29 protein-coding genes are annotated in these 23,604 nt (G+C 41.3%); 4 read left to right on the top strand and 25 right to left on the bottom strand.

What is annotated here, in order from left to right:
- Window positions 1–30: 30 nt before the first annotated feature.
- Genes AB1Y31_04225 through rpoE form a run of 4 tightly spaced genes read right to left on the bottom strand, consistent with a single transcriptional unit; the run spans window position 31 to window position 2,541 of the window.
- Window positions 31–474, bottom strand: coding sequence for a SoxR reducing system RseC family protein (locus tag AB1Y31_04225; GenBank protein ID MEW4982373.1), 444 nt, complete (start codon window positions 472–474; stop codon window positions 31–33).
- A complete protein-coding gene (locus AB1Y31_04220) occupies window positions 467–1,432 on the bottom strand; it encodes a MucB/RseB C-terminal domain-containing protein (protein ID MEW4982372.1) in 966 nt (321 codons plus the stop codon). Before AB1Y31_04220 ends, AB1Y31_04225 begins: the two co-directional genes overlap by 8 nt.
- Before the next feature lie 45 nt (window positions 1,433–1,477).
- Window positions 1,478–1,948, bottom strand: coding sequence for a sigma-E factor negative regulatory protein (locus AB1Y31_04215; GenBank protein MEW4982371.1), 471 nt, complete (start codon window positions 1,946–1,948; stop codon window positions 1,478–1,480).
- 20 nt (window positions 1,949–1,968) lie between these two features.
- Entirely contained in the window at window positions 1,969–2,541 is a 573-nt protein-coding gene (gene rpoE / locus AB1Y31_04210; protein MEW4982370.1) for an RNA polymerase sigma factor RpoE, read from the bottom strand.
- A 172-nt stretch (window positions 2,542–2,713) separates the two neighbouring features.
- Between rpoE and nadB the strand changes: the two genes are divergently transcribed.
- A complete protein-coding gene (gene nadB, locus AB1Y31_04205; protein MEW4982369.1) occupies window positions 2,714–4,315 on the top strand; it encodes an L-aspartate oxidase in 1,602 nt (533 codons plus the stop codon).
- Here the strand turns inward: nadB and AB1Y31_04200 are convergent.
- The 7 genes from AB1Y31_04200 to AB1Y31_04170 are packed head-to-tail and all read right to left on the bottom strand — an operon-like array spanning window position 4,305 to window position 8,536.
- Window positions 4,305–4,751: a protein YgfX gene (locus AB1Y31_04200; GenBank protein MEW4982368.1), complete on the bottom strand. Its 447-nt coding sequence runs from the start codon at window positions 4,749–4,751 to the stop codon at window positions 4,305–4,307. The genes nadB and AB1Y31_04200 overlap by 11 nt on opposite strands.
- The gene (locus tag AB1Y31_04195; protein ID MEW4982367.1) at window positions 4,726–4,962 is read right to left on the bottom strand and encodes a succinate dehydrogenase assembly factor 2; all 237 of its coding nucleotides are present in this window, start codon (window positions 4,960–4,962) and stop codon (window positions 4,726–4,728) included. Before AB1Y31_04195 ends, AB1Y31_04200 begins: the two co-directional genes overlap by 26 nt.
- The gene (locus AB1Y31_04190; protein MEW4982366.1) at window positions 4,962–5,747 is read right to left on the bottom strand and encodes a succinate dehydrogenase iron-sulfur subunit; all 786 of its coding nucleotides are present in this window, start codon (window positions 5,745–5,747) and stop codon (window positions 4,962–4,964) included. Before AB1Y31_04190 ends, AB1Y31_04195 begins: the two co-directional genes overlap by 1 nt.
- 19 nt (window positions 5,748–5,766) lie before the next feature.
- Window positions 5,767–7,560 (bottom strand): succinate dehydrogenase flavoprotein subunit, encoded by a 1,794-nt coding sequence (gene sdhA / locus AB1Y31_04185; GenBank protein ID MEW4982365.1) that lies wholly within the window; start codon window positions 7,558–7,560, stop codon window positions 5,767–5,769.
- 6 nt (window positions 7,561–7,566) lie between these two features.
- Window positions 7,567–7,947 (bottom strand): succinate dehydrogenase, hydrophobic membrane anchor protein, encoded by a 381-nt coding sequence (sdhD, locus tag AB1Y31_04180; protein ID MEW4982364.1) that lies wholly within the window; start codon window positions 7,945–7,947, stop codon window positions 7,567–7,569.
- A gap of 1 nt (window position 7,948) precedes the next feature.
- Window positions 7,949–8,344 (bottom strand): succinate dehydrogenase, cytochrome b556 subunit, encoded by a 396-nt coding sequence (gene sdhC / locus AB1Y31_04175; GenBank protein MEW4982363.1) that lies wholly within the window; start codon window positions 8,342–8,344, stop codon window positions 7,949–7,951.
- 30 nt (window positions 8,345–8,374) lie between these two features.
- On the bottom strand, window positions 8,375–8,536 hold the full coding sequence (locus AB1Y31_04170; protein ID MEW4982362.1) for a succinate dehydrogenase assembly factor 4: 162 nt from the start codon (window positions 8,534–8,536) through the stop codon (window positions 8,375–8,377).
- Between the two features lie 138 nt (window positions 8,537–8,674).
- Between AB1Y31_04170 and AB1Y31_04165 the strand changes: the two genes are divergently transcribed.
- Window positions 8,675–9,556: a folate-binding protein gene (locus AB1Y31_04165; protein MEW4982361.1), complete on the top strand. Its 882-nt coding sequence runs from the start codon at window positions 8,675–8,677 to the stop codon at window positions 9,554–9,556.
- Window positions 9,557–9,583: 27 nt separating this feature from the next.
- Window positions 9,584–10,432 (top strand): HDOD domain-containing protein, encoded by an 849-nt coding sequence (locus tag AB1Y31_04160; protein ID MEW4982360.1) that lies wholly within the window; start codon window positions 9,584–9,586, stop codon window positions 10,430–10,432.
- Between the two features lie 9 nt (window positions 10,433–10,441).
- On the opposite strand, the gene AB1Y31_04155 is transcribed toward AB1Y31_04160, so the two are convergent.
- On the bottom strand, window positions 10,442–11,023 hold the full coding sequence (locus AB1Y31_04155) for an SCO family protein (GenBank protein MEW4982359.1): 582 nt from the start codon (window positions 11,021–11,023) through the stop codon (window positions 10,442–10,444).
- Window positions 11,010–11,840, bottom strand: coding sequence for a cytochrome c oxidase assembly protein (locus tag AB1Y31_04150; GenBank protein MEW4982358.1), 831 nt, complete (start codon window positions 11,838–11,840; stop codon window positions 11,010–11,012). Before AB1Y31_04150 ends, AB1Y31_04155 begins: the two co-directional genes overlap by 14 nt.
- A gap of 204 nt (window positions 11,841–12,044) precedes the next feature.
- Between AB1Y31_04150 and AB1Y31_04145 the strand changes: the two genes are divergently transcribed.
- The gene (locus tag AB1Y31_04145) at window positions 12,045–12,641 is read left to right on the top strand and encodes a Yip1 family protein (protein ID MEW4982357.1); all 597 of its coding nucleotides are present in this window, start codon (window positions 12,045–12,047) and stop codon (window positions 12,639–12,641) included.
- Between the two features lie 33 nt (window positions 12,642–12,674).
- Here the strand turns inward: AB1Y31_04145 and lysS are convergent, their stop codons facing one another.
- The 12 genes from lysS to AB1Y31_04085 form a co-directional block, all read right to left on the bottom strand.
- Window positions 12,675–14,177 carry a lysine--tRNA ligase gene (lysS, locus tag AB1Y31_04140; GenBank protein ID MEW4982356.1) on the bottom strand — a complete coding sequence of 501 codons (1,503 nt, stop codon included), beginning with the start codon at window positions 14,175–14,177 and terminating at the stop codon, window positions 12,675–12,677.
- A 3-nt stretch (window positions 14,178–14,180) separates the two neighbouring features.
- Window positions 14,181–15,279, bottom strand: a protein-coding gene (gene prfB, locus AB1Y31_04135) for a peptide chain release factor 2 (GenBank protein MEW4982355.1) whose coding sequence is annotated in 2 segments (ribosomal slippage) — window positions 14,181–15,203 and window positions 15,205–15,279 — 1,098 coding nt in all. Because the reading frame shifts where the segments join, the coding sequence is not laid out codon by codon here.
- 28 nt (window positions 15,280–15,307) lie between these two features.
- Entirely contained in the window at window positions 15,308–15,754 is a 447-nt protein-coding gene (sufU, locus tag AB1Y31_04130; protein ID MEW4982354.1) for a Fe-S cluster assembly sulfur transfer protein SufU, read from the bottom strand.
- Window positions 15,754–16,995 carry a cysteine desulfurase gene (locus tag AB1Y31_04125; GenBank protein MEW4982353.1) on the bottom strand — a complete coding sequence of 414 codons (1,242 nt, stop codon included), beginning with the start codon at window positions 16,993–16,995 and terminating at the stop codon, window positions 15,754–15,756. Before AB1Y31_04125 ends, sufU begins: the two co-directional genes overlap by 1 nt.
- The gene (gene sufD / locus AB1Y31_04120) at window positions 16,992–18,323 is read right to left on the bottom strand and encodes a Fe-S cluster assembly protein SufD (GenBank protein ID MEW4982352.1); all 1,332 of its coding nucleotides are present in this window, start codon (window positions 18,321–18,323) and stop codon (window positions 16,992–16,994) included. Before sufD ends, AB1Y31_04125 begins: the two co-directional genes overlap by 4 nt.
- 2 nt (window positions 18,324–18,325) lie before the next feature.
- Entirely contained in the window at window positions 18,326–19,078 is a 753-nt protein-coding gene (gene sufC, locus AB1Y31_04115) for a Fe-S cluster assembly ATPase SufC (protein ID MEW4982351.1), read from the bottom strand.
- Window positions 19,079–19,104: 26 nt separating this feature from the next.
- Complete coding sequence (gene sufB / locus AB1Y31_04110; GenBank protein MEW4982350.1) at window positions 19,105–20,553, bottom strand: Fe-S cluster assembly protein SufB; 1,449 nt, start codon at window positions 20,551–20,553, stop codon at window positions 19,105–19,107.
- Entirely contained in the window at window positions 20,554–21,024 is a 471-nt protein-coding gene (locus tag AB1Y31_04105; protein ID MEW4982349.1) for an SUF system Fe-S cluster assembly regulator, read from the bottom strand.
- Window positions 21,025–21,304: 280 nt separating this feature from the next.
- The gene (locus AB1Y31_04100) at window positions 21,305–21,526 is read right to left on the bottom strand and encodes an RNA-binding S4 domain-containing protein (protein MEW4982348.1); all 222 of its coding nucleotides are present in this window, start codon (window positions 21,524–21,526) and stop codon (window positions 21,305–21,307) included.
- 17 nt (window positions 21,527–21,543) lie between these two features.
- Window positions 21,544–22,254, bottom strand: a complete 711-nt coding sequence (locus AB1Y31_04095) for a transglutaminase-like cysteine peptidase (GenBank protein MEW4982347.1) — start codon at window positions 22,252–22,254, stop codon at window positions 21,544–21,546.
- A 1-nt stretch (window position 22,255) separates the two neighbouring features.
- Window positions 22,256–22,555 carry a 4a-hydroxytetrahydrobiopterin dehydratase gene (locus AB1Y31_04090; protein MEW4982346.1) on the bottom strand — a complete coding sequence of 100 codons (300 nt, stop codon included), beginning with the start codon at window positions 22,553–22,555 and terminating at the stop codon, window positions 22,256–22,258.
- A gap of 21 nt (window positions 22,556–22,576) precedes the next feature.
- The gene (locus AB1Y31_04085) at window positions 22,577–23,353 is read right to left on the bottom strand and encodes a hypothetical protein (GenBank protein ID MEW4982345.1); all 777 of its coding nucleotides are present in this window, start codon (window positions 23,351–23,353) and stop codon (window positions 22,577–22,579) included.
- Window positions 23,354–23,604: the final 251 nt, after the last annotated feature.

The following is a 23,604-nucleotide window of genomic DNA, read 5'->3' as shown; positions in this document are numbered from 1 at the left end:
TACAATTATCTCCAATATAGATGGGGCTCATTAAAGCTTTTTCAAAATAATCGGGTTAATTCTTTGTGGTTCGAAATAATGTTGAATAAATACTTTTACCAAATAATAACAGCCTGCAAATCCAGTTATGGCAAGGCCTAAAATCGGTAATTCATTATCAATATTAAACTGATGTCCCAGATATTGCCCTAACACGGCAAATAAAAGTAGCGCACACAAAGGTACAAAATAAATTAAACACGTCAGCCCCATGAATACATTTTCATCGATGCCAATAGTGACTTGGTCGCCTATTTTAAGCGGAATAGTTGAATGCATTTTCAACTCAATATCTTTAGCCCCGAAGAACTTCGATAATACCGATGTAGAACACGACTGAGCTTCACCACATTGGTGGCAACTTGAACTTTGAGTCGTTAACACACTAACCCAATGGTTTCGTACCGATTTCACAATAGCCGTTTCTTCAATCATGACTGTTTTTGAGCACTATATTTAATCCTATTTTTTTCAGCGTCTCATATGGCAACCGACCTTCGACACTTACTTTTTTCTCACCGAGCACGTGTTTAAATACATGAAAGGCGTCTAATTGCTGCCCTCTCGTTAATTTTGCCTCACGCCCACTCTGACCGAGATAAATATCTACCGAAGCAAAGCCATCTGTTAACAACAGATGCTTATATAACAAAGTTTGGCTTTTATCATAAACGGATTGTATTGAAAAAATCCAGAAATTAGCTGGTAACCAGTCTATTTTAGCTTGCTTGACGCCTTCATTACTTTCATTGTGATATAGAACAGACTCAATACTTGCTAGGTTAATCGTATTTTCAATGCTGTATTCAGCAGGCTGTTTTAATGTCAACGACGTTAGTACGAATCGCTCAATCAATTCACCTTGCCCATTTAGGGTATCTGTTCGCAAGATAATATGGTCGTCAGAATCGAACCAATAAACATAGCTATACCGATCTTTGCTTTTTGAAATAACAGATAATCTAACCGCCTGCCTGCCTGCAACATAGTCATAGTTCTTGCTGATCGCTAACTCATATGACTGCGTCGCTTTCGATAAATTTTCATGTAAATACTTTAGCGGCTTAAACTGAGGCTTATTAAAATAAGCTGTCACTTTTTCTTTGGTATGAAGAAGCTGCATGTCTTTTAATAACGTGTGAGTCATTAGAGCTTCTTCGCCAGCACTGTAAGTGATACGCTCCAGCTTTTCTTCGTGCTCGATATCTATTGACTGCATACCCGACGGCCGGATATAAACCGCACTTGCTCTGTATGAGTGTTGTGAAAAACTGCTAATTACTTTGCTTAAGAGACTTTCTGACGTTTCCTGTACTGCCAGGGCAACGCTTGGAAAGCAAAAAAAAGAGAGAACAATAAAAAAAGACGAAAACAGGAATTTCTTATGCAACATCAACTATTTTAAATAATTTAAAGAATAAAATTGTAAAGCTAAAGCTTACTTCTCAAATGTTACTAATTGAGCGTCCAGATTAGATTCATTCTTGCGCACGCCTTCATTCACAAGTTCCTCAAGCGCTAGTACTTCACCTTGCTCAGCTTCAACTGACGCAACCGACTGATACGCTGGTAATGGCGTTGAAAACAACCCTATATTAAAAATAACAACTGTAAAAAAGGCAACCGACGCGGCCAACGCTAATGCCACATAACTTTTATTTTCACGTTTTTTATGAGTCGGTGCTAATACCGTAGGCTCAATCACAAGCGCATCTTGAACGCTCTTCAAAAATGACTCTTGATAGACAACGACATCCTCATTTAACGCATCTCGAATAAGCGCATATCGGTCAAACTGTTTGTTAAGCGCGCGATCCGTCTCAATCGCTTTCAATAATTCCTGCGTCTCGGGTAAACCTAGTTCACTATCGAGTAAGGATGATAGTTGTACTTTATGTGTATCATTCATTGCTTATTTCCATCAATATATTAATTGAGTAATGGTTCTAAAATTTTATCTACTGCTTCTCTAGCCCGAAAGATGCGGGATCGAACGGTGCCAACCGGACAACCCATTTTTTGTGCAATTTCTTCATAGCTCATACCATCAAGCTCTCGATATCTAATGGCTCTTTTCAATTCTTCTGGCAACGCTTCTATTGCACGCTGTATCGTTTCTCTAATTTCCTCACTTAGTAGCAAATGTTCTGGTGTATCACCTTCTTTAAGCCTAAACGCACCTTCAAAGTTCTCCGCATCATTAACTTCTACCTCGTGGTCAGACGACCTTCTTGCCCTAGAAACAAGGTAATTCTTTGCCGTATTAACGGCTATGCGATAAAGCCATGTATAAAACGCGCTCTCTCCTCTAAAACTCGGTAGCGCCTTGTAAGCTTTAATAAACGCTTCTTGGGCTACATCCTGCGCTTCGCTTCTATCTCGCACATACCTCGCAACTAATTGAATAATTCGTTGCTGGTATTTAATAACTAACTTATCAAATGCCTTCTTGTCGCCCTCTTTAACGAGCACTATCAAAAGTTGGTCTTCACGGTCAGACATATCTAAACCGACATACCTGATCGAATAACATTAACTCCTGCCCTAGAGACAGTGTTGTTAATGAGGAGTTCAATTGTTGGAAAGAAAAAGTCAATTTATTAATTAATCCGTGTAAAGTGTTTGTTTTTTTCCTATTATGACCTTTTAGAGTAAGTCTAATCAAATAATTTATATGTCAGATAATACCCTTTCGTATGACGTTATTATTGTAGGTAGCGGCGCTGCAGGACTTGGCTTAGCTTTATCCCTACCTGATCACCTTGAAATTGCCATTTTATCAAAATCAAGCATGTCTGAAGGTAGCACCAATTATGCTCAAGGTGGAATCTCAGCAGTTTTAGATGATGAGGATTCACTTGATTCACACCAAGTAGATACAATTAAAGCCGGTGTTGGCCTTTGCCACAATGATATTGTTGACCTTGTTGTTTCTCATGGCAAAGCCAGCATCGATTGGCTGATGGCAAATAATGTCCAGTTTTCTACTAGTAAAGACACACACTCAAAAAACAAGCTTCACTTAACCAAAGAAGGTGGCCATTCATTTAGGCGCGTTGTGCACGCAAATGATTCAACCGGTCGAGCCATCCAAACAGCCCTCAATGACTTAGTGGTAAGCAAACCTAATATAAAAATTTTTGAACACCATAATGTCATCGACCTAGTCACAAGTGATGATAAATTATCTGGTCAGTCAGCAATTGCTGGCTGCTATGTTTTAGATACTAAAAAGGATGTCATCTTTAGCATGAAGGCGCCCTGTGTAACGCTGGCAACCGGTGGCGCAAGTAAAGTATACCTGTACACAAGTAATCCTGATGTTTCGACAGGTGATGGTATCGCAATGGCATGGCGCGCTGGATGTAGAGTAGCCAATATGGAATTCATGCAATTCCACCCTACCTGTTTATTTCACCCAGAGGCTAAATCGTTTTTAATCAGCGAAGCTGTTCGCGGCGAAGGTGGCTTGCTGATATTACCTGATGGAACACGCTTTATGCCTAATTTCGATAAAAGGGCAGAATTAGCACCGCGCGATATTGTTGCACGAGCCATTGATCATGAAATGAAGCGGCTTGGTATCCCTTCTGTTTTTTTAGATATCAGTCACCGTACTGCAAAATTTACAAAATCACATTTTCCAATGCTCCATGAACGCTGTCTTAGTTTTGGTTTTGATATGACTAAGGACCCCTTACCAGTTGTTCCTGCCGCACATTACACGTGTGGCGGTGTCATAACTGATAAAAATGGTTCAACAGATATTGCTGGATTATATGCCATTGGTGAAGTGGCTTTTACCGGGCTGCATGGGGCAAACAGAATGGCTAGCAATTCCATTCTTGAGTGCTTGGTCTTCGCAAAACAAGCGAGCATTGATATTCCTAAGTTTTTAAAAAACTCAGCAAGGTCGCCCAATATCAAAGCATGGGATAATTCGAAAGTTATTGATTCAGATGAAGCAATTGTAGTGTCCCACAACTGGGCTGAACTACGACAATTCATGTGGGACTATGTTGGGATCGTTCGCACAACAAAGCGATTACAGCGTGCGAAGCACCGCATAACTCTGCTAAAACGTGAAATTGAAGATTATTACGGAAACTTTCACGTTACCAGCGATTTTTTAGAACTGAGAAATCTTGTGACTGCCGCTGAGTTAATTATTGATAGCGCGTTATTACGAAAAGAAAGCAGGGGCTTACATTACACACTTGATTTTCCAGACTTGGATGATAAAAACTTTAAAAAAGATACCGTGCTTAAGCCTTAGGCAATAAAAGTTGATTTTTATATATCCGCAAAGCAACCCGTAATCGCCTTTCTTCTTCGAGTGTCATCGAATCACTAACGACAACTAAATTAATAGTGCTTGTTATCGATTCAAAATGTAGAAAGAAAAAGGGGCCTAAAATAACACTCGTGTCTTTTAGCTTATAAATCTCTGACTGGCCATCTCTATCAAGTAACGCCCAATAACCATCCGTTTTGCAATGAATTTTTGAAACGTTTCGATAGCTAAAAACACCAGAACGAAGTGCATAAGTGAATGTAAAAACGACGCTTATTGCTAATACACACTGTACACCAAAGCTAAAGCGATTAAGCCAACACGATATTAAGGCCAGCAGAAAAGAACAAACGATAACAAGCTTAAGCTTTACCGATGGCTGTAAGTATATTTCAAACTCGGCTAAGGATTTTTTCAACGATACCAGCTACATCTGGGTCGGTTGGGTTGTCATCGTAGAGCATATAAGCCAATATTTCCGGATCCTCTATCTCAAGTAGCTTGTTAAAAGCCGCTTGATCAGACTCAGACAAATCGTCATAGGTTGACTCAACAAAACGAGTGAATAAAACATCAAGCTCCTTTACGCCGCGTCGGCAACGCCAAAGGAGCTTTGATTTTTCAGACATTAAGCTATCTTACGTTCAACTAACAATTTCTTGATTTCAGCAATCGCTTTCGCTGGGTTCAAACCTTTAGGACACGTTTCTGTACAGTTCATAATCGTATGGCAACGGTACAATTTAAACGGATCTTCAAGCTCATCTAGACGCTCACCAGCATTTTCATCACGCGAGTCAGCTAACCAACGATAAGCCTGCAACAAAATAGCTGGGCCTAGGTAACGATCACCATTCCACCAATAACTTGGGCATGATGTAGAACAACAGGCACAAAGAATACATTCATACAGGCCGTCTAACTGCGCACGGTCTTCTTTAGTCTGTAAACGCTCTCTATCTGGCGGCGGCGGTGTTGTTGATTGAATCCAAGGTTTAATCGATGCATATTGTGCATAAAAGTGCGTTAAATCGGGCACAATATCTTTAACCACTGGCATGTGAGGCAATGGATAGATTTTAATTGGGCCTTCGATATCGCCGATATCCTTCGTACACGCCAACGTATTTCTGCCATTAATGTTCATTGAACATGAACCACAGATACCTTCGCGGCATGAACGACGAAACGTTAAAGTCGGATCAATTTCATCTTTAATTTTAATGATTGCATCCAACACCATTGGACCGCAGGTATCTAAATCGATGTTATAGATATCAACACGTGGGTTTTCACCACTGTCAGGATCCCAGCGATAAACCTGTACTTCTTGCACATTCGTTGCACCTTTAGGTGCAGGATAGGTTTTTCCTTCTTGGACAACAGAGTTCTTTGGGAGAGTAAATTCAGCCATTTATATATCCTCGTTAAGTCTAGTAGACACGCTTCTTAGGCGGAACAACGTCCACATCATCCGACAATGTATACATGTGCACAGGTCGGTACTTAATTTCTACTTTATTCTTCTCATCGAACCACATAATAGAATGCTTATGCCAATTATCATCGTCACGATCAGGGAAATCTTCGCGAGCATGACCACCACGACTTTCTTCTCTGTTTAACGCACCTTCAATAGTAACGGCTGCTTGAGACAGTAAATTATCTAGCTCGAGTGTTTCGATCAAATCCGTATTCCAAATGAGTGAACGGTCTGATACTGAGACGTCCTCAAATGAATCAATAACGTTCCTTAGCTTTTCGACGCCTTCGGTCATTGAGTCGCCGGTTCTAAATACCGCAGCGTGTGTTTGCATCGTTTTTTGCATCTCTAAACGAATTTCAGATGTCTTTTTAGAACCATCAGCATTTCTGAATTTGTCTAAACGAGTTAACGCTTTATCACAAGCTGTTTCCGCCAAGTCTGGGTGAGATGCGCCCGCCTCAACAACTTCAGCGGCCCTAATAGCAGCTGAACGCCCAAACACAACCAAATCAAGCAATGAGTTAGAACCCAATCTATTCGCACCGTGAACAGATACACAAGCAGCCTCGCCGATAGCCATTAAGCCTTCAACGATGGTGTCTGGGTCTTCACCTTTTAAGGTAACCACTTCACCTTTATAGTTAGTTGGAATACCACCCATATTGTAGTGAACTGTTGGTAAAACTGGGATTGGCTCTTTGCTAACATCAACGCCGGCAAAGATTTTTGCACTTTCCGCAATACCTGGTAAGCGCTCTTCAATCACTTCGGGGCCAAGATGTTCTAAATGAAGGTGAATGTGATCACCATCTGGACCCACACCGCGACCCTCATTGATTTCAATCGTCATTGAACGACTGACAACGTCACGCGATGCTAAATCTTTAGCATTCGGTGCATAACGTTCCATAAAGCGTTCACCTTTAGAGTTTGTTAGGTAACCACCCTCACCTCGTACGCCTTCAGTAATAAGGCAACCTGAACCGTAAATACCCGTTGGATGGAATTGAACAAACTCCATATCCTGAAGCGGCAAGCCAGCACGAAGTGCCATCGCGTTACCGTCACCTGTGCAAGTGTGTGCAGAGGTACAAGAGAAGAATGAACGACCATATCCACCTGTTGCCATCACAGCCATATGCGAACGGAACAAATGCAATGTACCGTCATCCATTTTAAGCGCAAGAACACCACGACAAACGCCGTCGTCATCCATAATTAGATCAAGCGCAAAATACTCAATAAAGAATTCCGCGTCATGCTTTAAAGATTGCTGGTAAAGCGTATGAAGAATCGCATGACCGGTTCTATCGGCAGCCGCACAAGTACGTTGCGCAGTACCTTCACCGTAATTAGTGGTCATACCACCGAATGGACGTTGGTAGATTTTACCTTCTTCAGTACGTGAAAATGGTACACCGTAGTGCTCAAGTTCAACAATCGCAGGAATCGCTTCACGACACATGTATTCAATCGCGTCTTGGTCACCCAACCAGTCTGAACCTTTGACAGTGTCATACATATGCCAACGCCAATCATCTTTACCCATATTTCCTAAGGCAGCACTAATACCACCCTGAGCAGCGACTGTATGGCTACGTGTTGGGAACACTTTAGTGATACAAGCTGTTTTCAAGCCTTTTTGCGCCATACCGAACGTTGCACGTAAGCCAGCACCACCTGCACCAACGACAACAACGTCGTATTTATGTTCTGTTATTTTATACCCTTCAATACTCATGAAACTCTAGCCTCCAACGGCAATACGCAGTACAGCGATAACACCCGCCGCACCCAATAAAAATAGCAACAGATTAGTACCCATAATTGCGCCAATGCGAACTGCTTTATGAGAAACATAATCTTCGTAAATAACTTGCATACCTAGAGCAGCATGGTAGAAAGCGGCAACGATAAGCGAAACGATTAAGGCAGCTGACCAAGGCGATCCTATGCACTCTAATACTGTTTGATAATCGCTCATGCTTAATACAGCAACTTTAAAAGCAAACCATATTGTTAATGGGATAAGCGCAACAGCTGTGACGCGTTGGGCCCACCAGTGATGCAAGCCTTCTTTTGCGGAACCAAGGCCCTTAGCCTGTCCCAGAGGTGATCTTAAACTCATTTTATGCTCCTCCACCAAATGAAAACGCAACAACCCAAATAAGAATTGTTAAAAATCCCGACGTAGCTAAAACGATAAATGAAGACTTCTCAACTTCGTCTTTTTCAAAAAAATAGCCCGCATCCCAAACTAAGTGCCTAATTCCGTTTGCCAAATGAAAAAACACGGCAAAAGACCAGCCAAACAAGATTAAGCGTCCGAAAAAGCTACCCATGAATTCTTGGGCCGCGTTAAATGCTTCCTCACCACCCGCTAAAGCCATTAACCACCATACTAGAACGAAAGTCCCAATCGTTAGGAAAGCACCTGTGCCACGGTGTACGATAGACAATAAAGCTGACAAAGGGAGCTTATAAACATCTAAATGCGGCGAAAGTGGCCTGTTACTACTACTCATAAAAAAACCTCTTGATGACGTAAAATAATATTAAAAATCAATGCATCGACCATTTTTTTCCCAATCACCATAACGTGTAGGTTCAGGGCCAGGGCGTCCATTAATTTCTTTTGTTGATTTAGGGGCTGTTTTGTTATCTTTTTTAACGTCATCTTTTTTAGAAACGTCAATTGGATCTACTTTTTTACTCATAAAAAAACCCCTAAAGATCGAAGCTCGTTAGATTAAAACATCAGCCATTGATATTCAAGGCTATCCCGATATTTTTTTGTGCCGCAACATACTACTTTTTAACGATACAATATACATCTACTCACTAGGCAAAAGCATATGAACACACCTACTTTGTTCGACCTTTCGGATAATAAAAAAATCCTCACCCTATCAGGAGCGGATGCAGGGGCCTTTCTACAAGGGCAAACAACCTGCGATGTTCTTAGCTTAAACGATACCGACAGTGCATTTGGTGCTCTTTGCAACCCTAAGGGCCGAGCCATCAGCCTCTTCCACCTTTTTAAACGTGAAGAAACTTATTACATGGTCCTACCGGCTGGCCTATTCCCATCCATTGTTAAGCGCTTAAAGATGTTTGTTTTTCGCTCTGACGTGCAGATTAATGATGTAACAGAGAATTTTATTGTTCTGGGGATAAATGAGCTTATTAGTAATTCAACACAATTATCATTAAAACCATTAACCCATATTAAACAAGGTTTTGTCGATAATTTAGCCTTACTGGTCGTTCCCGCTGATTCTTACCCTATCTTGAATAGTGACAACTCATTAGCAAGCATAAATACTCAGTTCAACGATTGGCAAGCACTTCTCATCGATGCCGGCATCCCCGAAATCACAGAAGACACTAGCGAGTTATTTATCCCGCAAATGCTAAATCTTGACTTATTAAGCGGCATTAGTTTTGAAAAAGGTTGCTATACCGGGCAGGAAGTAATTGCTCGCATGCATTACAAGGGGACGGTTAAAAGGCGCTTAGTCAGCTTTAATTCTAATAACCAATATTCTTCAGGTGAAAGCATATATTCCATTGATGACACTAATAGTATGGGTACGGTACTAAATTGCATCCCCTCAACGAATAATGAATATATTGGCTTAATTGTGCTAAAAACAGCCTCAATTAAAAACGCTGAACTATTGTTAAAAAATAACAGCAAATTAACCGTACGAACTCCAAAATACAATCTAGACTAAAGTTAATCATTATTCGAAAGGAATCAGATGAACATACCCAACAAAGAAGAGTTTTTACAATTACTTAAACATGATTTAGACAACGAAACTCTCGTCCTTCCAACTTTTCCGGATGTTGCCATTAAAGCACGTGAAGCCGCCGACAATGAAAACACTACCGCCGTAGAACTAGCAAAAATCATCAATACGGACACGGCCTTATCAGCACGCTTATTAAAAGTAGCCAACTCACCTCTATTTAGAGCTCGAAACAAAATTGAGAATATTCAAATTGCAATTACTCGAATGGGTAATCGAGTCGTGAGGAATTTGATTATGAGCATTACCGTTGAGCAAATGTTTAAAGCAAGATCACAGGTAATGGCAGAACGCTTCAAAAAAGCTTGGGAACACAGCATTCACGTTGCCGCATTTAGTAGAGTATTAGCCATATCCTCACCACACCTAGACCCTGAACAAGCCATGTTAGCAGGCTTAATTCACGACATAGGCGTACTCCCAATACTATTAGAAGCTGAAAAACATGACTATTTTATAGGCAACCCACGCGCTTTAGATAAGATCATCGATGAACTGCATACCGATGTTGGAAGATTAATTGTTGAACACTGGGACTTCCCTGAAAGTCTTACTGAAGTTGTATGGGAACATGAAAACTTGTTTAGGGACCCGCAAGCAGAAGCCGATTATTCTGACATTGTGCTCGTCGCGAATTTACAAACACCCTCTAGAGAAAACCATAAAAACAACCAAGACGACTGGTCTTTAATCCCTGCCTTTAAAAAACTCAGGCTTGATCACGATGTAGACGTTATTGAAATCGAAGGCGTGCCTGAAAAAATTGAAGAAGTTGAAGAGATTTTTATTACGGCATAGACGTGAATTTTATTGATTAACAAGCATTTCCATATCATAAAGCATGTCTTTAGCGCTGGAGGATTGCGTTGCCAATAAACGCGCCTCACCGTTAGTGTCAAAAATAAATACCGCTCCACTGTGTGAAACTTCGTAATTACCGCCATCATCAGCATCACCGTAACCGAATGTCACACGATACTTCTTGGTCATTTCTTTTATCGTAGCCTCATCACCTCGAAGCCCAATAAATGCAGGACCAAAAATAGCTGTATATTTTTTAAGCTTCTCTATCGAGTCACGCTTCGGGTCAACGGATACAAATAAAACCTTAACTAAGTCTCCTTCCGGGTCAATTTCTTTTAATATTCCTGATAACTGATGCATTGTTGTAGGACATACTGCAGGACAACTGGTAAAACCGAAGAAAAGGGCAACTGTATGGCCCAGATAGTCTTTTGCTGTTACAGAATTATTATTCTCATCGGTTAACTCAAAACTTAAATCTTGAACAAGCCCACTAACGTTGGTTAACCGTGTAGGTTCACTTTTAGTGCACGCAGTCAGTAGTAGTAATACAATAATTGAGAGGCCAAATTTAACTTTTTTCATCTTCTTTAATCTTTTGATAATTTAAACGTCGGCGGAGCACTAAAATCAACCCTAAAACGCTCATCATGCTGGCAGGTATCCAAGTAATAACACCGCCATAAATTTGATCTGCCATAGGGCTAATAGGCCATGCGCGGCCGCACACATCATACACATCGTAAATAACCGTATTGCTTAGCGTTAGGTAAGCGCCTAATAACTGCTGCGGAATAACGACAACTAGCATCATCATAATACGCGTCTTGAAACCTTTGCCCTCACCTTTCCAGTCTGGACCTAAGACCAACCACCAAAACAACAGACCATCAAGCAACATGGACCAATTCATTATGTAATACAGATTTTTACTCAACATCGCTGCAAAATGAATGTCAGGTATTAACCATAAATAAATTAAGCCAACAAATAAAACAGGTGCAACAACAGGGTGCTGAATAAAGCGATACAACCATTCGCTAGGCCACTTAATAAAAACCGGCACCTTGGACCATCGCGGCCAGCCATTAGGCACACCTTTACTAACAATTTCAACAGCACCTAACACTATTAATAATGGAGCAAGGTGGTGAAGAACAAGGTGTTGAAAACGGTGCACCCAGAACATATATTGTGAGAGGTAATCTACGTAAGTATGGGAAACAATATAAATAGAGATCAATCCAATATAAAAACTAGACGCTTGCCAATAGGTCTTACTGTCCCTATCCGCTTTTTTGATAGCCATAAGACCACGTGTATAAAACCAAGCAAGCAATAAGAATGACACCACAAAAAGTGGTGAAAACTCCCAAGGTTTAAGATAACTTTGCAAATGCATATACAGCGAGTTTATAAAAAGCAAAATTATAACAAACCAGCTAGCCGACACTGTTCAATCACAAATTAAATAATCCTAACAAATCAATTTAAAATAATGATATAGATCAAAAAAATGTTAATGTTCTAGTGAGATCCGCTCCAGTTAGTTCATAATTATTGTCGAACTACTAACCAATGATTTATTAAAACCGAAGGAATTCAGATGATACTTGAACACTTAACAGGCAATTTTATACGGTCAGATAAAGAATGGATTCAAATCCGTGATAAAAAAATTAGTGTCGCAGAATGCTTTTATAAATACATACTTACCTTAGCTGCAATTCCGGCAATATCTGCTTTCATTGGGGCTGCTGTTATCGGTTGGGACATTGGGGATAGGAGCTTCAAATTTACTATTGAAAGCACAATTCCATTGGTTATTGGTTTTTACTTAGCATGCATTATTGGTGTTGCAATTATTGGCAAAGCAATTCATTGGATGGCAGCCACGTATGGTACGAACAAAGACTTATCCACATGCATGTTGCTGGCTATCACTACTCTCTCTCCTTTATTCATTAGCGGAATTTTTGCAAGCACCCCCATTCCATGGGTTATTTTCCTAACGGGGCTTATTGCCCTTGCCTACGGCGTTTATCTTTTATACACCGGCCTACCAATTGTTATGGGTATCAACCAAGAGAAAGGGTTTCTATTCGCTAGCGCTGTACTCACTATTGGCTTAGTTACTATCGTTGGGGTTTTAGTGTCTACAGTCATTTTTTGGGCTATGGGCTTAGCCCCCATTCATGCTTAGCGAATGCTTACATATCAAAGAACCAGAAAGCAATTAGCTTTCTGGTCGCATATGCGGGAATAAAATCACGTCTTTAATAGAGGCACTATTTGTTAGAAACATCACTAAACGATCAATACCAATCCCTTCCCCAGCCGTTGGTGGCATGCCTATTTCTAAGGCGCGAATGTAGTCAGCATCGTAATGCATTGCTTCATCATCACCCGCATCTTTATCTTCGACCTGCTGCCTGAAGCGCTCTGCTTGGTCTTCTGAATCATTAAGCTCAGAAAACCCATTAGCCACTTCTCGACCACCCACGAAGAATTCAAAACGATCCGTAACAAAAGGATTATTATCGCTTCGACGAGCTAATGGCGACACTTCAGTTGGGTATTCAGTAATAAAGGTTGGCTCTTGTAATTTCTCTTCAACCGTTTTTTCAAATATTTCAATTTGGATCTTGCCCAAACCGTAACTGTCTTCTACTGGAATCCTTAAACGTTCAGTAATTTCTAAAGCGGCTTCTTTTGTTGCAAGATCCTCTTCGCTAATATCGCTGTTGTAGTGAAGAATGGATTCAATTATCGTCATACGCCTGAACGCTTTTCCTAAATCATAACGTTCACCTTGATATTCAACGATACTGCTTCCAAGCACACTCACGGCAAGTTTGCGCAACATGTCTTCGGTTAAATCCATAAGGTCTTTGTAATCAGCAAATGCTTGATAAAATTCAAGCATAGTGAATTCTGGGTTATGACGCGTTGATAAACCTTCGTTTCTGAAACTTCGGTTAATCTCAAATACCCTCTCAAAACCACCGACCACAAGCCGTTTCAAATACAATTCTGGTGCGATACGCAAAAACAATTCCATATCCAAAGCATTATGGTGTGTAGCAAATGGCTTTGCTGTTGCGCCACCAGGGATGACGTGCATCATCGGCGTTTCCACTTCCATAAAGTTATTATCGACAAGGTATTGACGAATATAACTAACCACTTTGCTACGCGTTTTAAAAACTTCGCGAGACGTCTCATTCATAATTAAATCAACGTAACGTTGGCGATAACGCTGTTCTTGATCGGTAAGACCGTGAAATTTTTCTGGTAACGGCTGTAAAGATTTCGTTAATAAGCGAATGGATGAAACACGTACTGATAACTCATCGGTCTTTGTTTTAAATAAAACCCCTTCAACCGCGATAATGTCACCAATATCCCAGCCTTTAAATGTTTGGTAGAGCCCTTCAGGTAGGCTGTCGCGTTGTACAAAAAGCTGCATACGGCCAGACATATCTTGTACGTGTGCAAAACTCGCTTTGCCCATAACGCGTTTAGCCATTAAGCGTCCAGCAATTGACACGCTGATGTCTTTTTCTGCCAGTGTCTCTTTATCGAACTGGTTAAATTCGGCGTGTAATGATTCCGCGTAGTGTTCCCGTCTAAAGTCATTTGGATAAGCGTTACCTGCTTTTTTAATTTCAGCTAATTTTTCACGGCGTACCGCAATTAATTTATTTTCATCCAACGCTTGTTGTTTTTGTTCACTCATAACTTAAATTCCACTTTTTAAACTGGCTTCTATAAATTGGTCCAATGCTCCATCAAGCACGGCCTGTGTATTACCGGTTTCAACCCCGGTGCGTAAATCTTTAATTCTTGATTGGTCTAAAACATAAGAGCGGATTTGGCTTCCCCAGCCAATATCAGATTTATTCTCTTCTTGTTTTTGTTGGTCTACCATCTTCTTTTGCATTTCTAATTCGTACAACTTAGCTTTCAACTGCTTCATCGCTGTGGCTTTGTTTTTGTGCTGCGACCGGTCATTTTGACACTGCACGACGGCATTTGTAGGCATGTGCGTAATACGAACGGCTGATTCAGTTTTATTTACGTGCTGGCCACCTGCTCCGCTGGCACGGTATACGTCAATACGCAAATCGGCTGGATTAATCTCTATGTCTATATCGTCTTCAACTTCGGGGGAAACAAAAACAGCTGCAAATGAGGTATGACGCCTATTGCCCGAATCAAACGGGGATTTGCGTACTAAACGATGCACACCAATTTCTGTTCTTAGCCAACCATAAACGTAATCACCTTGAATTGAGATAGTCGCACTTTTAATACCCGCCACATCACCCGAGGATAATTCAATAATTTCTGTTTTAAAATCGTGTTGTTCTGACCACCGAAGGTACATTCGCAAAATCATTTCCGCCCAATCTTGCGCTTCTGTTCCGCCTGAGCCAGATTGAATATCAAGGAAAGCACTATTGGCGTCCATTTGGCCTGAAAACATACGCTGAAATTCAAGCCACGCAACTTTCTGTTCAAAGCCCTCTAAATCATCCTCAATCGTACCAACAGTCTCGTCGTCATCTTCTTCAACGGCCATTTCTAACAAATCACCAGCATCATCTAAACCACTGCTTAATTCGATAATGGTGTCGACAACGAGCTCTAATTGCCCACGCTCTTTACCCAGTGCTTGCGCATGCGCAGGGTTATCCCAAGCGGCTGGATCTTCTAATTCACGTAAAACTTCTACTAAACGTTCGTGCTTTGTTTCAAAGTCAAAGATACCCCCGAAGCGATACTGTACGCTGCTTTAAATCTACAATTTTATTGGTGATCGGGTTTAACTCGCGCATGATAGACACTTGGGGCAACTGGTGGTGATTATTCGGTTGTTACAGAGTCTTCAGAGCCTTGTAACAGCGCATCTAAGGTATGCCATGGTAATGTGGCACATTTGACACGAGCGGGATATTCACACACCCCAGCTAAAACAGCTAATTTACCCAGGTCGTCCATTTCAACATCTTCACCAGTCGCCATTTTATGGAACAGGGTGAATAGTTTTTGTGCTTCTGCTTCCGTTTGACCTTTAACAATGTCCGTCATCAACGATGCAGATGCCGTTGAGATTGCACAGCCTTGTCCTTGAAAACTGGCATCCGCAATTTTGCCATCTGCAAATTTGATAAATAATGTTAAACGATCCCCACATAATGGATTAAAACCGTCTATCTGACGATCCGCATCTTCCATTTCACGGAAGTTCCTTGGGTTTCTATTGTGATCAAAAATAACCTCTTGATACAAGTCTCTTAAATCATCCAACATTAGCCAAACATCTCAATTAAGTTTTTAATTCCTGCCATTAAAGCATCCACTTCTTGGTGCGTATTATACATCGCGAAAGACGCTCTGGCAGTCGCTGGCACGCCAAAAAAGTCCATCACGGGCATTGCGCAGTGGTGCCCAGCTCGTACTGCAATTCCTTGGTGATCCATCATCGTGCCTATATCGTGCGGATGAATGCCATCTAAGACAAACGACATGATCGCGCCTTTATTTTTTGCAGTCCCAATAATTCTTAGCTTTTCAATTTGCTTAGACTGCTCTGTAGCATAATCCAACAAACTATTTTCGTGTGCCGCAATAGCATCAACGCCAATACTGTTTACATAATCGATGGCCGCTCCTAAGCCGATCGTTCCAGCAATATTAGGGGTGCCTGCTTCAAATTTATACGGCACTTTGTTGTAAACCGTTTTATCAAAGGTCACAACACTAATCATGTCACCACCACCTTGATAGGGCGCCATTTGTTGAAGCTGTTCCATTTTCCCATATAGCGCGCCGATGCCCGTTGGCGCATACAATTTATGGCCTGAAAAAACATAAAACTCGCAATCTAGCGCTTGAACATCCACGCTAATATGTGGAATCGCTTGCGCACCATCCACTAAAACAGGAACGTCATATTGATGCAGCAGATCAATCATTTGCTTAATAGGGTTAATCGTCCCCAAGGCGTTAGACATATGTGAAATAGCGGCGAACTTTGTCTTTTTGCTAATCAGCGCTTCGAATTGCTCAAGGATTAACTCGCCTTTATCATTAATGGGCGCTACTTTTAACTCAGCTCCCGTTTTTTTACACAACATTTGCCAAGGCACAATATTAGAATGGTGCTCCATAGCGGTAATGAGCACTTCGTCTCCAGCGGAAATTTTTTCTGCAAATGCATTAGCCACTAAATTAATAGCTTCTGTTGCGCCGCGTGTAAAGACGATCTCTTTTTCCGACTCCGCATTTAAAAATGCTTGCACTGTTTTACGCGCATTTTCGTACGATAAGGTCGCCCTTTCGCTAAGCGTATGCACACCACGGTGAATATTGGCGTTATCATTTTGATAATAGTCAACAATACTATTAATGACCGATGTAGGCTTTTGGCTAGTGGCGGCATTATCGAGGTAAACCAACTGCTTGCCACGAATCTGCTGATTTAGCACAGGGAAGTCTTGACGAATTTTCTCTACGTCATAAGCCGCTATATTTTCTACCATTTGGTTCATAGCCATTCTTTTTCCATACCTACTTGAGGGAAACGTTTAAGTAATTCATCCAGCACAACCATGCGTAGCGGCTCAAAACTAATTCGCTCAATCATTTCATTAGCAAAAGCAAAGGTCAGCATATTCTTCGCTGTTTGCTCATCGACACCACGTGAACGCAGGTAGAAAACGGCTGTATCATCAAGCTGGCCAACTGTTACACCGTGTGCACATTTAACGTCATCTGCATAAATTTCTAACTGTGGTTTCGTATCTGCCTCAGCCCGATCAGATAACAGTAAATTACGGTTACTCATTTTCGCATCGGTTTTTTGAGCATCCTGCGCCACGACAATTCGCCCTTGAAATACACCGCGTGAATGATCAGCTAAAACGCCTTTGTAGGACTCGTTACTGATAGCGTGCGGTTGTGCGTGGTTAACGCGCGTATGGTTATCCATATGTTGACGATTTTGCCCAACGTATAAACCATCTAGGGTGCAGTCAGACGCTTCACCCAGTGTCGCATGAATTTCAGAACGTGAAAGGCTCGCGCCAAAAGTATAGTTATACTGACTAAAAGTTGCGTTATTTTCTATTCGAGAATACACGCCGCCAATGTGATATGCATTTAAAGATTCCGCTTGTAAACGATTATGCGATAAATTCGCATTTCGCTCTACAACAACCTCAGTGATTGCATTTGTGTGATAACACGAATCGTCAGTTGCATGATAAGTTTCTATAATATTGGCCTTTGATGAGGCTTTTGCCAACACTAAATTCCGCGTATTACTTAGCTTTAGAGTCGCCTCTTTAGATGAAATAAAAGCCAGCTGAATAGGTTTTTCTACCACGGTATTTTCAGCTATTGAAATCACCGCACCATCGGTAAATAGTGCTGTATTAAAATGAACAAACCCAAGCGCCGTCGTTTCAACTGTCGAACCCAATAAAGACTTAACGAGTTCTTCGTGCTCTGGCAAACCCCCGCTTAACGCAGAAACAACCACACCTTCAGCCAAGTCACCTATTGATGATAATTCGGACTGATAAAAGCCATCGATAAATATCAGGTGATGACAACCTTCTAATAAGACACCGTTGATAAAGTCCGCATCGACCTCACCCGCTTTATCAGAGGGGGTAAATTGCTTATTTTCAATCGGGGAGATATTGGTATAACGCCACTCTTCTTCACGAAACGTTGGAAAACCGCTACCTGAGAATTCTTCTGATGCCGTCTTACGCAAGTTATTTAACCAGTCCAAATCTTGGCCGATCAAATGACTTTCTTGCGTTGATAGCAAACCCGTGTAATGTGTATTTGGTAGGTGCTTAACAGACATGTCTAACTCGCTAATTTTTCGTCAACCCAAGCATAGCCTTTCTCTTCCAGCTCAAGTGCTAATTCAGGGCCACCAGATTTAACCACTTGCCCATGCGCTAACACGTGAACATAGTCTGGCTTAATGTAGTCCAACAAACGTTGGTAATGCGTCACTAAAACAAATGAACGCTTAGGATCGCGCAGGCGATTCACCCCTTCTGCCACCACTTGAAGCGCGTCAATATCTAGGCCAGAATCTGTTTCATCCAGTAGACATAAAGAAGGTTCTAATACAGACATTTGTAAAATTTCGTTACGTTTCTTCTCGCCACCAGAGAAGCCTTCGTTGACTGCACGGTAAAGAAATTTTTCATCCATATCTAGGTCTTTCATTTTACCTTTCACCATGGAAATAAAATCCATCGCATCTAGTTCTGATAAACCATTAAATTTACGAATGCCATTAAGGGCCGCTTTGAGGAAATAAATATTGCTCACACCTGGCACTTCAACCGGGTATTGAAAAGCTAAGAAGACACCTGCCCAAGCACGTTCCTCAACGCTCATTTCAAACAAATCTTTGCCATTAAACAATACTCGCCCTTCGGTGATATCGTAACCCTCTCTACCAGCAAGAATATAAGACAAGGTGCTTTTACCTGAACCATTTGGGCCCATGATGGCGTGCACTTCACCCGCGCCAATTTCCAAGTTAATACCTTTAAGAATTTTTTTGCCGTCAACACTGACGTGTAAATTTTCAACCTTTAACATTGCTTCGTTCCTTAACTATTGATTTGTTAGCCGACACTGCCTTCAAGACTAATGCCAAGTAGCGCTTGCGCTTCAACCGCAAACTCCATGGGTAATTCTTTGAACACTTCCTTACAAAAGCCATTCACAATCATCGACACAGCATCTTCCGCGGAAATGCCACGTTGCATGCAATAAAACAATTGATCTTCGCTGATTTTAGACGTCGATGCTTCGTGTTCAATTGTCGCACTTGGGTTTTTCGCTTCTATATAGGGAAAAGTATGAGCACCACACTGATCACCCATTAACAAAGAATCACACTGTGTGTAATTACGCGCGTTTTCAGCATGACGTCCCACTTTAACGAGACCGCGGTAAGTATTTTGGCCATGCCCCGCTGAAATACCTTTAGAAATAATCGTGCTACTGGTGTTTTTACCGTAATGGATCATCTTGGTACCAGTATCTGCCTGCTGATAATTATTGGTCAGCGCCACAGAATAAAACTCACCTACTGAGTTATCGCCTTTCAACACAACACTCGGGTATTTCCACGTGATAGCTGAGCCAGTTTCCACCTGCGTCCAAGATACTTTGGCATTTTGTTCGCGACATTCTGCACGTTTAGTCACAAAGTTATAAATGCCACCAACACCGTTTTCATCACCTGGGTACCAGTTTTGTACCGTTGAGTATTTAATCTCGGCGTCTTTCAAAATAACCAATTCAACCACCGCTGCGTGCAATTGGTTTTCGTCACGCATTGGAGCAGTACAACCTTCTAAATAACTCACGTGACTGCCTTCATCGGCAATAATCAAGGTACGCTCAAACTGCCCCGTATTCGCCGCGTTAATTCTAAAATAAGTTGATAGCTCCATCGGGCAGCGTACGCCTTTAGGAATATAAACAAACGAACCATCACTAAACACAGCCGCATTAAGCGCCGCATAGAAATTATCGTATTGAGAAACGACAGTTCCTAAATACTGTTTAATTAACTCTGGGTGCTCTTTAACCGCTTCTGAAAATGAGCAGAAAATAACACCTGCTTCGTATAGTTTATCTTTAAATGTCGTCGCTACAGAAACACTGTCAAACACCGCGTCCACAGCTACACCCGCTAAACGCATTTGCTCTTCTAACGGGATACCTAATTTATTGTAGGTGCTGATCAATTCAGGATCGACCTCATCTAAACTCTTCGGGCCATCTTCCATACTTTTTGGCGCTGAGTAATAGCTTATTTCTTGAAAATCGATTTTAGGAAACTCAACAAACGCCCACTCAGGGTGCTCCATTGTCAACCAATGTCGATATGCCTCTAGTCGCCATTCGAGCAAAAACTCTGGTTCATCTTTTTTTGCAGATATCGCTCGAATAACGTCTTCATTCAAACCCGGCGGAAATGAATCACTTTCAATATCAGTGACAAAGCCGTCTTTGTACTGTTGACCGATCATGTCTTTTAAATTTTCATTAGATGCTGACATCTAGCTCTCCACTTTTAAATCGTTTAATTTTGCATTGCGAGGCAAACTAATCTTAACCGCCTGTTGTTTAACCGGCGTAATCATATCTGCTAAGCTAACCGCCTCTATCGCCGTATAGACTGCCCGATTAATCAAATGCCAATTACCCTTGATTTCACACGATGGCTCTTGCTCGCATATACCGCTACTCGTACTACACTCAGTCATACTGATAGGCCCTTCAATCGCAATAATGATCTCAGCTACGTTTGTTTCGCTAGGGTTTTTAGCTAATGCGTAGCCGCCCTTTGAACCACGATGTGAAATCAGAATATTGTTTTTTGCTAGGAGCTTTAACACCTTACTAACAGTCGGCAATGCAACACCTGTTTCACTCGTTATATCCGACGCAGTATGAAGCTCATCAGGTTGATGAGCGATGTGCGTTAAAATAACGGTCGCGTAATCTGTTAATTTACTGACTCTAAGCATAGTATCCTCGTATATAGGACTATTTTAGTACTATATAGTTTCTATGTATAGAGAAATTAAGCCCGATAGGGCTTTCTAGCTATCAGAGCAAGCGCAAATATGTATGATGTTAGAGCCGATTAATAAACGAAGCTTAGCTAATTGGTTGCGATTGATAAAAAGCGAGCACTCCTTTCGTGGCCCTTTAATACGCTATCAATCATAAGCTGTTTGCTAGCCGCTTAACGGTGTTTTGAGCTCCATTTATTGGGCCGAACACCCGTCATCACAAACTTTAAAATTATTCCGTAGGCGCTAACTTAACTCGCAACTGTTCACCTGAAAATTCAATCAAGTCCCCAGCAACAATTTTTTTACGCTTTCTTGTTTCTATTTCACCATTAACCATCACTAACCCTCGGCTAATAACTAGTTTTGCTTCTCCACCACTGGGCACCATGCCTTCAAACTTTAAAATTTTATAGAGTTCAACGGGTTCTTTAGGAATTTCAACATCAATCATATCTATTACTTACTTCTTCAAGGGCAAAATGTTTTTGCTTTTTCATCGGATAAATCATAATACTGGTACAGGCAGATCATTGCAGCCTCATTTGACGCTTCAACGTCCATGCTACGTAGCAACCCTTGCCACAAGCTCATTCGTTCTGAACTCCCTGTGTATCGGCTGTTTGCACCACGTTTAGCTAGCCATAAACCATCAACGTTAAAACTATAAACGGGTAGTAAATCTAATCTTTTTGACGCTGGCAAAATCGTTTTATTTAGATTATCGAGAACCAACGGTTCAACACCCGGCCGTGCAAAATAACTCACCACCATATGCGCTTTGTTTATTTTTAGGGCCTTAACGTAGGTGAGACGAAGTTTATTTTCCTCTAGGCCCATGGCCTTCAAAGTGAAATATTTTGCTATCGACAAATCTTCACAATCCCCTGCTTTGCTAACTAACGTTTGCAAAGGTGTGGCCCAATAATCTTGTTTTTTCCAATGGTAAATATCATCAACAAATTCAACCTCATTTACAAAGTCGTTGACCGAATTTAACTTCTGAATATCTGACCATTTTGTGCCATTCTCAATGAGCTGTTTCCATACTGCAACTCGCTGGCGTGTTTCCGTGTTGATGCCGTCTGATATCGGTTTTTCAACTTTTGGCGTACCGGCGCAAGCAACTAATAAGGTCAGCGCCATCATCATGCAGAGCCTTAACGGCCAATAACTTGACATTCTAAACAGCCAACTTATCCATTGTAGCGGCTAACTTAAAGTCTCTTGCAGAAATCCCACCTGCTTCGTGTGTAGTCAAGTGAACCTCTACGGTTTTATACACGTTAGACCATTCAGGATGATGGTTTTGCTTTTCTGCATGAATGGCCACCTTCGTCATAAACCCAAACGCTTCAACAAAATTAGAGAAGATAAATACCTTACTCAATTTTTGAGCTTTAATTTCCCAGGCAACAGCTGTTAATTCGTTTAGCGCTTTAAGCTCAGACTCAACTTCAACCTCTGAATATTTTTCTATCATACGGCCTCCGTAAACTATTTTTTAAGAATCTAATTCCACAATAACATGCAGTATTAATTGATAGTCGTCAGATTCACCACCCATGCCAAATGGCAACCCCATACCAAGCTCCCAATCATCCGCAGGCTCCCAAACCAATCCAGGCGTAACATAACGTTCTTCTTCTTCCCAATTATATTCAAGAGTAAAGGCAACATCATGAGTCAACTTGCTAATCAGGCCTACGTTAGCAAAGCGCTCTCTAGCTTCGTGTTCTGGGTATTCAACACCTAACTGCAAAAAAGTGTGCAGTTCCTTTGAAATATTTGTGCCTAAAACAACGTACGTTTCTAACGACTTCTCAGCCTCACCAAGCTCTTTCTGATCATCACCCAACGGAACGCCCAACTCAACACCTAAAGCAAGGTGAACGTTACTTCCGCCTATCTCCATCCAACTATACTGCAACCCTATTTTAACATCACCAACACCACTACTAGCACTTTCGTCATCAGGGTTGTTTTGCCCATAGCTAACCCACTCTAACTCTACTTGAAGGTTGTCGCTAATACCGTACTCTAGGGAAACAGGGAGGGCCCAACTCGTTTCTTCATCCGCTTCAGCATAATGCGGCGTAAATGAAAATTGAAATTCACCAGCTTCTTGTGAGAACACTAGATCAGACTTAAAGGCTTCTTGTATTGGCTCAACTATTTCATCGGACCAAGCGGATGTCGTTAAAAACAAAGTGACAAAGAACAGCGCATTTTTAGAAAACGACTTCAGCTTGTAGATGGTGAAGCTACGATATTTGCTCATACAGGGTTTTTCCATTGATAGTTGAACCGGCCATTATCGCTGATATGCAACGCAGTTCAACTACACGTGCCCAGGAAAAACAGTTACAACGATCAAATAACACAAAAGAAGACACGTTGTTTTACGCCTTCTTTTAAAAAAGCGCAGAGATAAGGGACTAGGCATAAAAAGCTGATGTGTTAGAGTTGGAGCGGAGAGTTTCTGTGCCCATGAAACCATATCAGCTTTGAGTTTAAATTTGCATTCAATGA

The sequence above is a fragment of the Cycloclasticus sp. genome, assembly GCA_040743155.1.
GTDB lineage: Bacteria > Pseudomonadota > Gammaproteobacteria > Methylococcales > Cycloclasticaceae > Cycloclasticus.
This window is presented reverse-complemented; position numbering and strand designations above follow the sequence as displayed.

Excerpts from the sequence above, each read along its gene's own strand:
- sufB (MEW4982350.1), bottom strand. The coding sequence starts at position 20,553 with ATGTCAGCATCTAATGAAAATTTAAAAGACATGATCGGTCAACAGTAC.
- nadB (MEW4982369.1), top strand. The coding sequence starts at position 2,714 with ATGTCAGATAATACCCTTTCGTATGACGTTATTATTGTAGGTAGCGGC.
- AB1Y31_04165 (MEW4982361.1), top strand. The coding sequence starts at position 8,675 with ATGAACACACCTACTTTGTTCGACCTTTCGGATAATAAAAAAATCCTC.
- AB1Y31_04225 (MEW4982373.1), bottom strand. The coding sequence starts at position 474 with ATGATTGAAGAAACGGCTATTGTGAAATCGGTACGAAACCATTGGGTT.
- AB1Y31_04125 (MEW4982353.1), bottom strand. The coding sequence starts at position 16,995 with ATGAACCAAATGGTAGAAAATATAGCGGCTTATGACGTAGAGAAAATT.
- sufC (MEW4982351.1), bottom strand. The coding sequence starts at position 19,078 with ATGTTAAAGGTTGAAAATTTACACGTCAGTGTTGACGGCAAAAAAATT.
- AB1Y31_04215 (MEW4982371.1), bottom strand. The coding sequence starts at position 1,948 with ATGAATGATACACATAAAGTACAACTATCATCCTTACTCGATAGTGAA.
- rpoE (MEW4982370.1), bottom strand. The coding sequence starts at position 2,541 with ATGTCTGACCGTGAAGACCAACTTTTGATAGTGCTCGTTAAAGAGGGC.
- AB1Y31_04190 (MEW4982366.1), bottom strand. The coding sequence starts at position 5,747 with ATGGCTGAATTTACTCTCCCAAAGAACTCTGTTGTCCAAGAAGGAAAA.
- AB1Y31_04170 (MEW4982362.1), bottom strand. The coding sequence starts at position 8,536 with ATGAGTAAAAAAGTAGATCCAATTGACGTTTCTAAAAAAGATGACGTT.
- AB1Y31_04220 (MEW4982372.1), bottom strand. The coding sequence starts at position 1,432 with ATGTTGCATAAGAAATTCCTGTTTTCGTCTTTTTTTATTGTTCTCTCT.
- AB1Y31_04085 (MEW4982345.1), bottom strand. The coding sequence starts at position 23,353 with ATGAGCAAATATCGTAGCTTCACCATCTACAAGCTGAAGTCGTTTTCT.
- AB1Y31_04195 (MEW4982367.1), bottom strand. The coding sequence starts at position 4,962 with ATGTCTGAAAAATCAAAGCTCCTTTGGCGTTGCCGACGCGGCGTAAAG.
- AB1Y31_04150 (MEW4982358.1), bottom strand. The coding sequence starts at position 11,840 with ATGCATTTGCAAAGTTATCTTAAACCTTGGGAGTTTTCACCACTTTTT.
- lysS (MEW4982356.1), bottom strand. The coding sequence starts at position 14,177 with ATGAGTGAACAAAAACAACAAGCGTTGGATGAAAATAAATTAATTGCG.
- sdhC (MEW4982363.1), bottom strand. The coding sequence starts at position 8,344 with ATGAGTAGTAGTAACAGGCCACTTTCGCCGCATTTAGATGTTTATAAG.
- AB1Y31_04160 (MEW4982360.1), top strand. The coding sequence starts at position 9,584 with ATGAACATACCCAACAAAGAAGAGTTTTTACAATTACTTAAACATGAT.
- AB1Y31_04145 (MEW4982357.1), top strand. The coding sequence starts at position 12,045 with ATGATACTTGAACACTTAACAGGCAATTTTATACGGTCAGATAAAGAA.
- sdhA (MEW4982365.1), bottom strand. The coding sequence starts at position 7,560 with ATGAGTATTGAAGGGTATAAAATAACAGAACATAAATACGACGTTGTT.
- AB1Y31_04105 (MEW4982349.1), bottom strand. The coding sequence starts at position 21,024 with ATGCTTAGAGTCAGTAAATTAACAGATTACGCGACCGTTATTTTAACG.
- AB1Y31_04155 (MEW4982359.1), bottom strand. The coding sequence starts at position 11,023 with ATGAAAAAAGTTAAATTTGGCCTCTCAATTATTGTATTACTACTACTG.
- sufD (MEW4982352.1), bottom strand. The coding sequence starts at position 18,323 with ATGTCTGTTAAGCACCTACCAAATACACATTACACGGGTTTGCTATCA.
- AB1Y31_04100 (MEW4982348.1), bottom strand. The coding sequence starts at position 21,526 with ATGATTGATGTTGAAATTCCTAAAGAACCCGTTGAACTCTATAAAATT.
- AB1Y31_04095 (MEW4982347.1), bottom strand. The coding sequence starts at position 22,254 with ATGTCAAGTTATTGGCCGTTAAGGCTCTGCATGATGATGGCGCTGACC.
- sufU (MEW4982354.1), bottom strand. The coding sequence starts at position 15,754 with ATGTTGGATGATTTAAGAGACTTGTATCAAGAGGTTATTTTTGATCAC.
- AB1Y31_04090 (MEW4982346.1), bottom strand. The coding sequence starts at position 22,555 with ATGATAGAAAAATATTCAGAGGTTGAAGTTGAGTCTGAGCTTAAAGCG.
- sdhD (MEW4982364.1), bottom strand. The coding sequence starts at position 7,947 with ATGAGTTTAAGATCACCTCTGGGACAGGCTAAGGGCCTTGGTTCCGCA.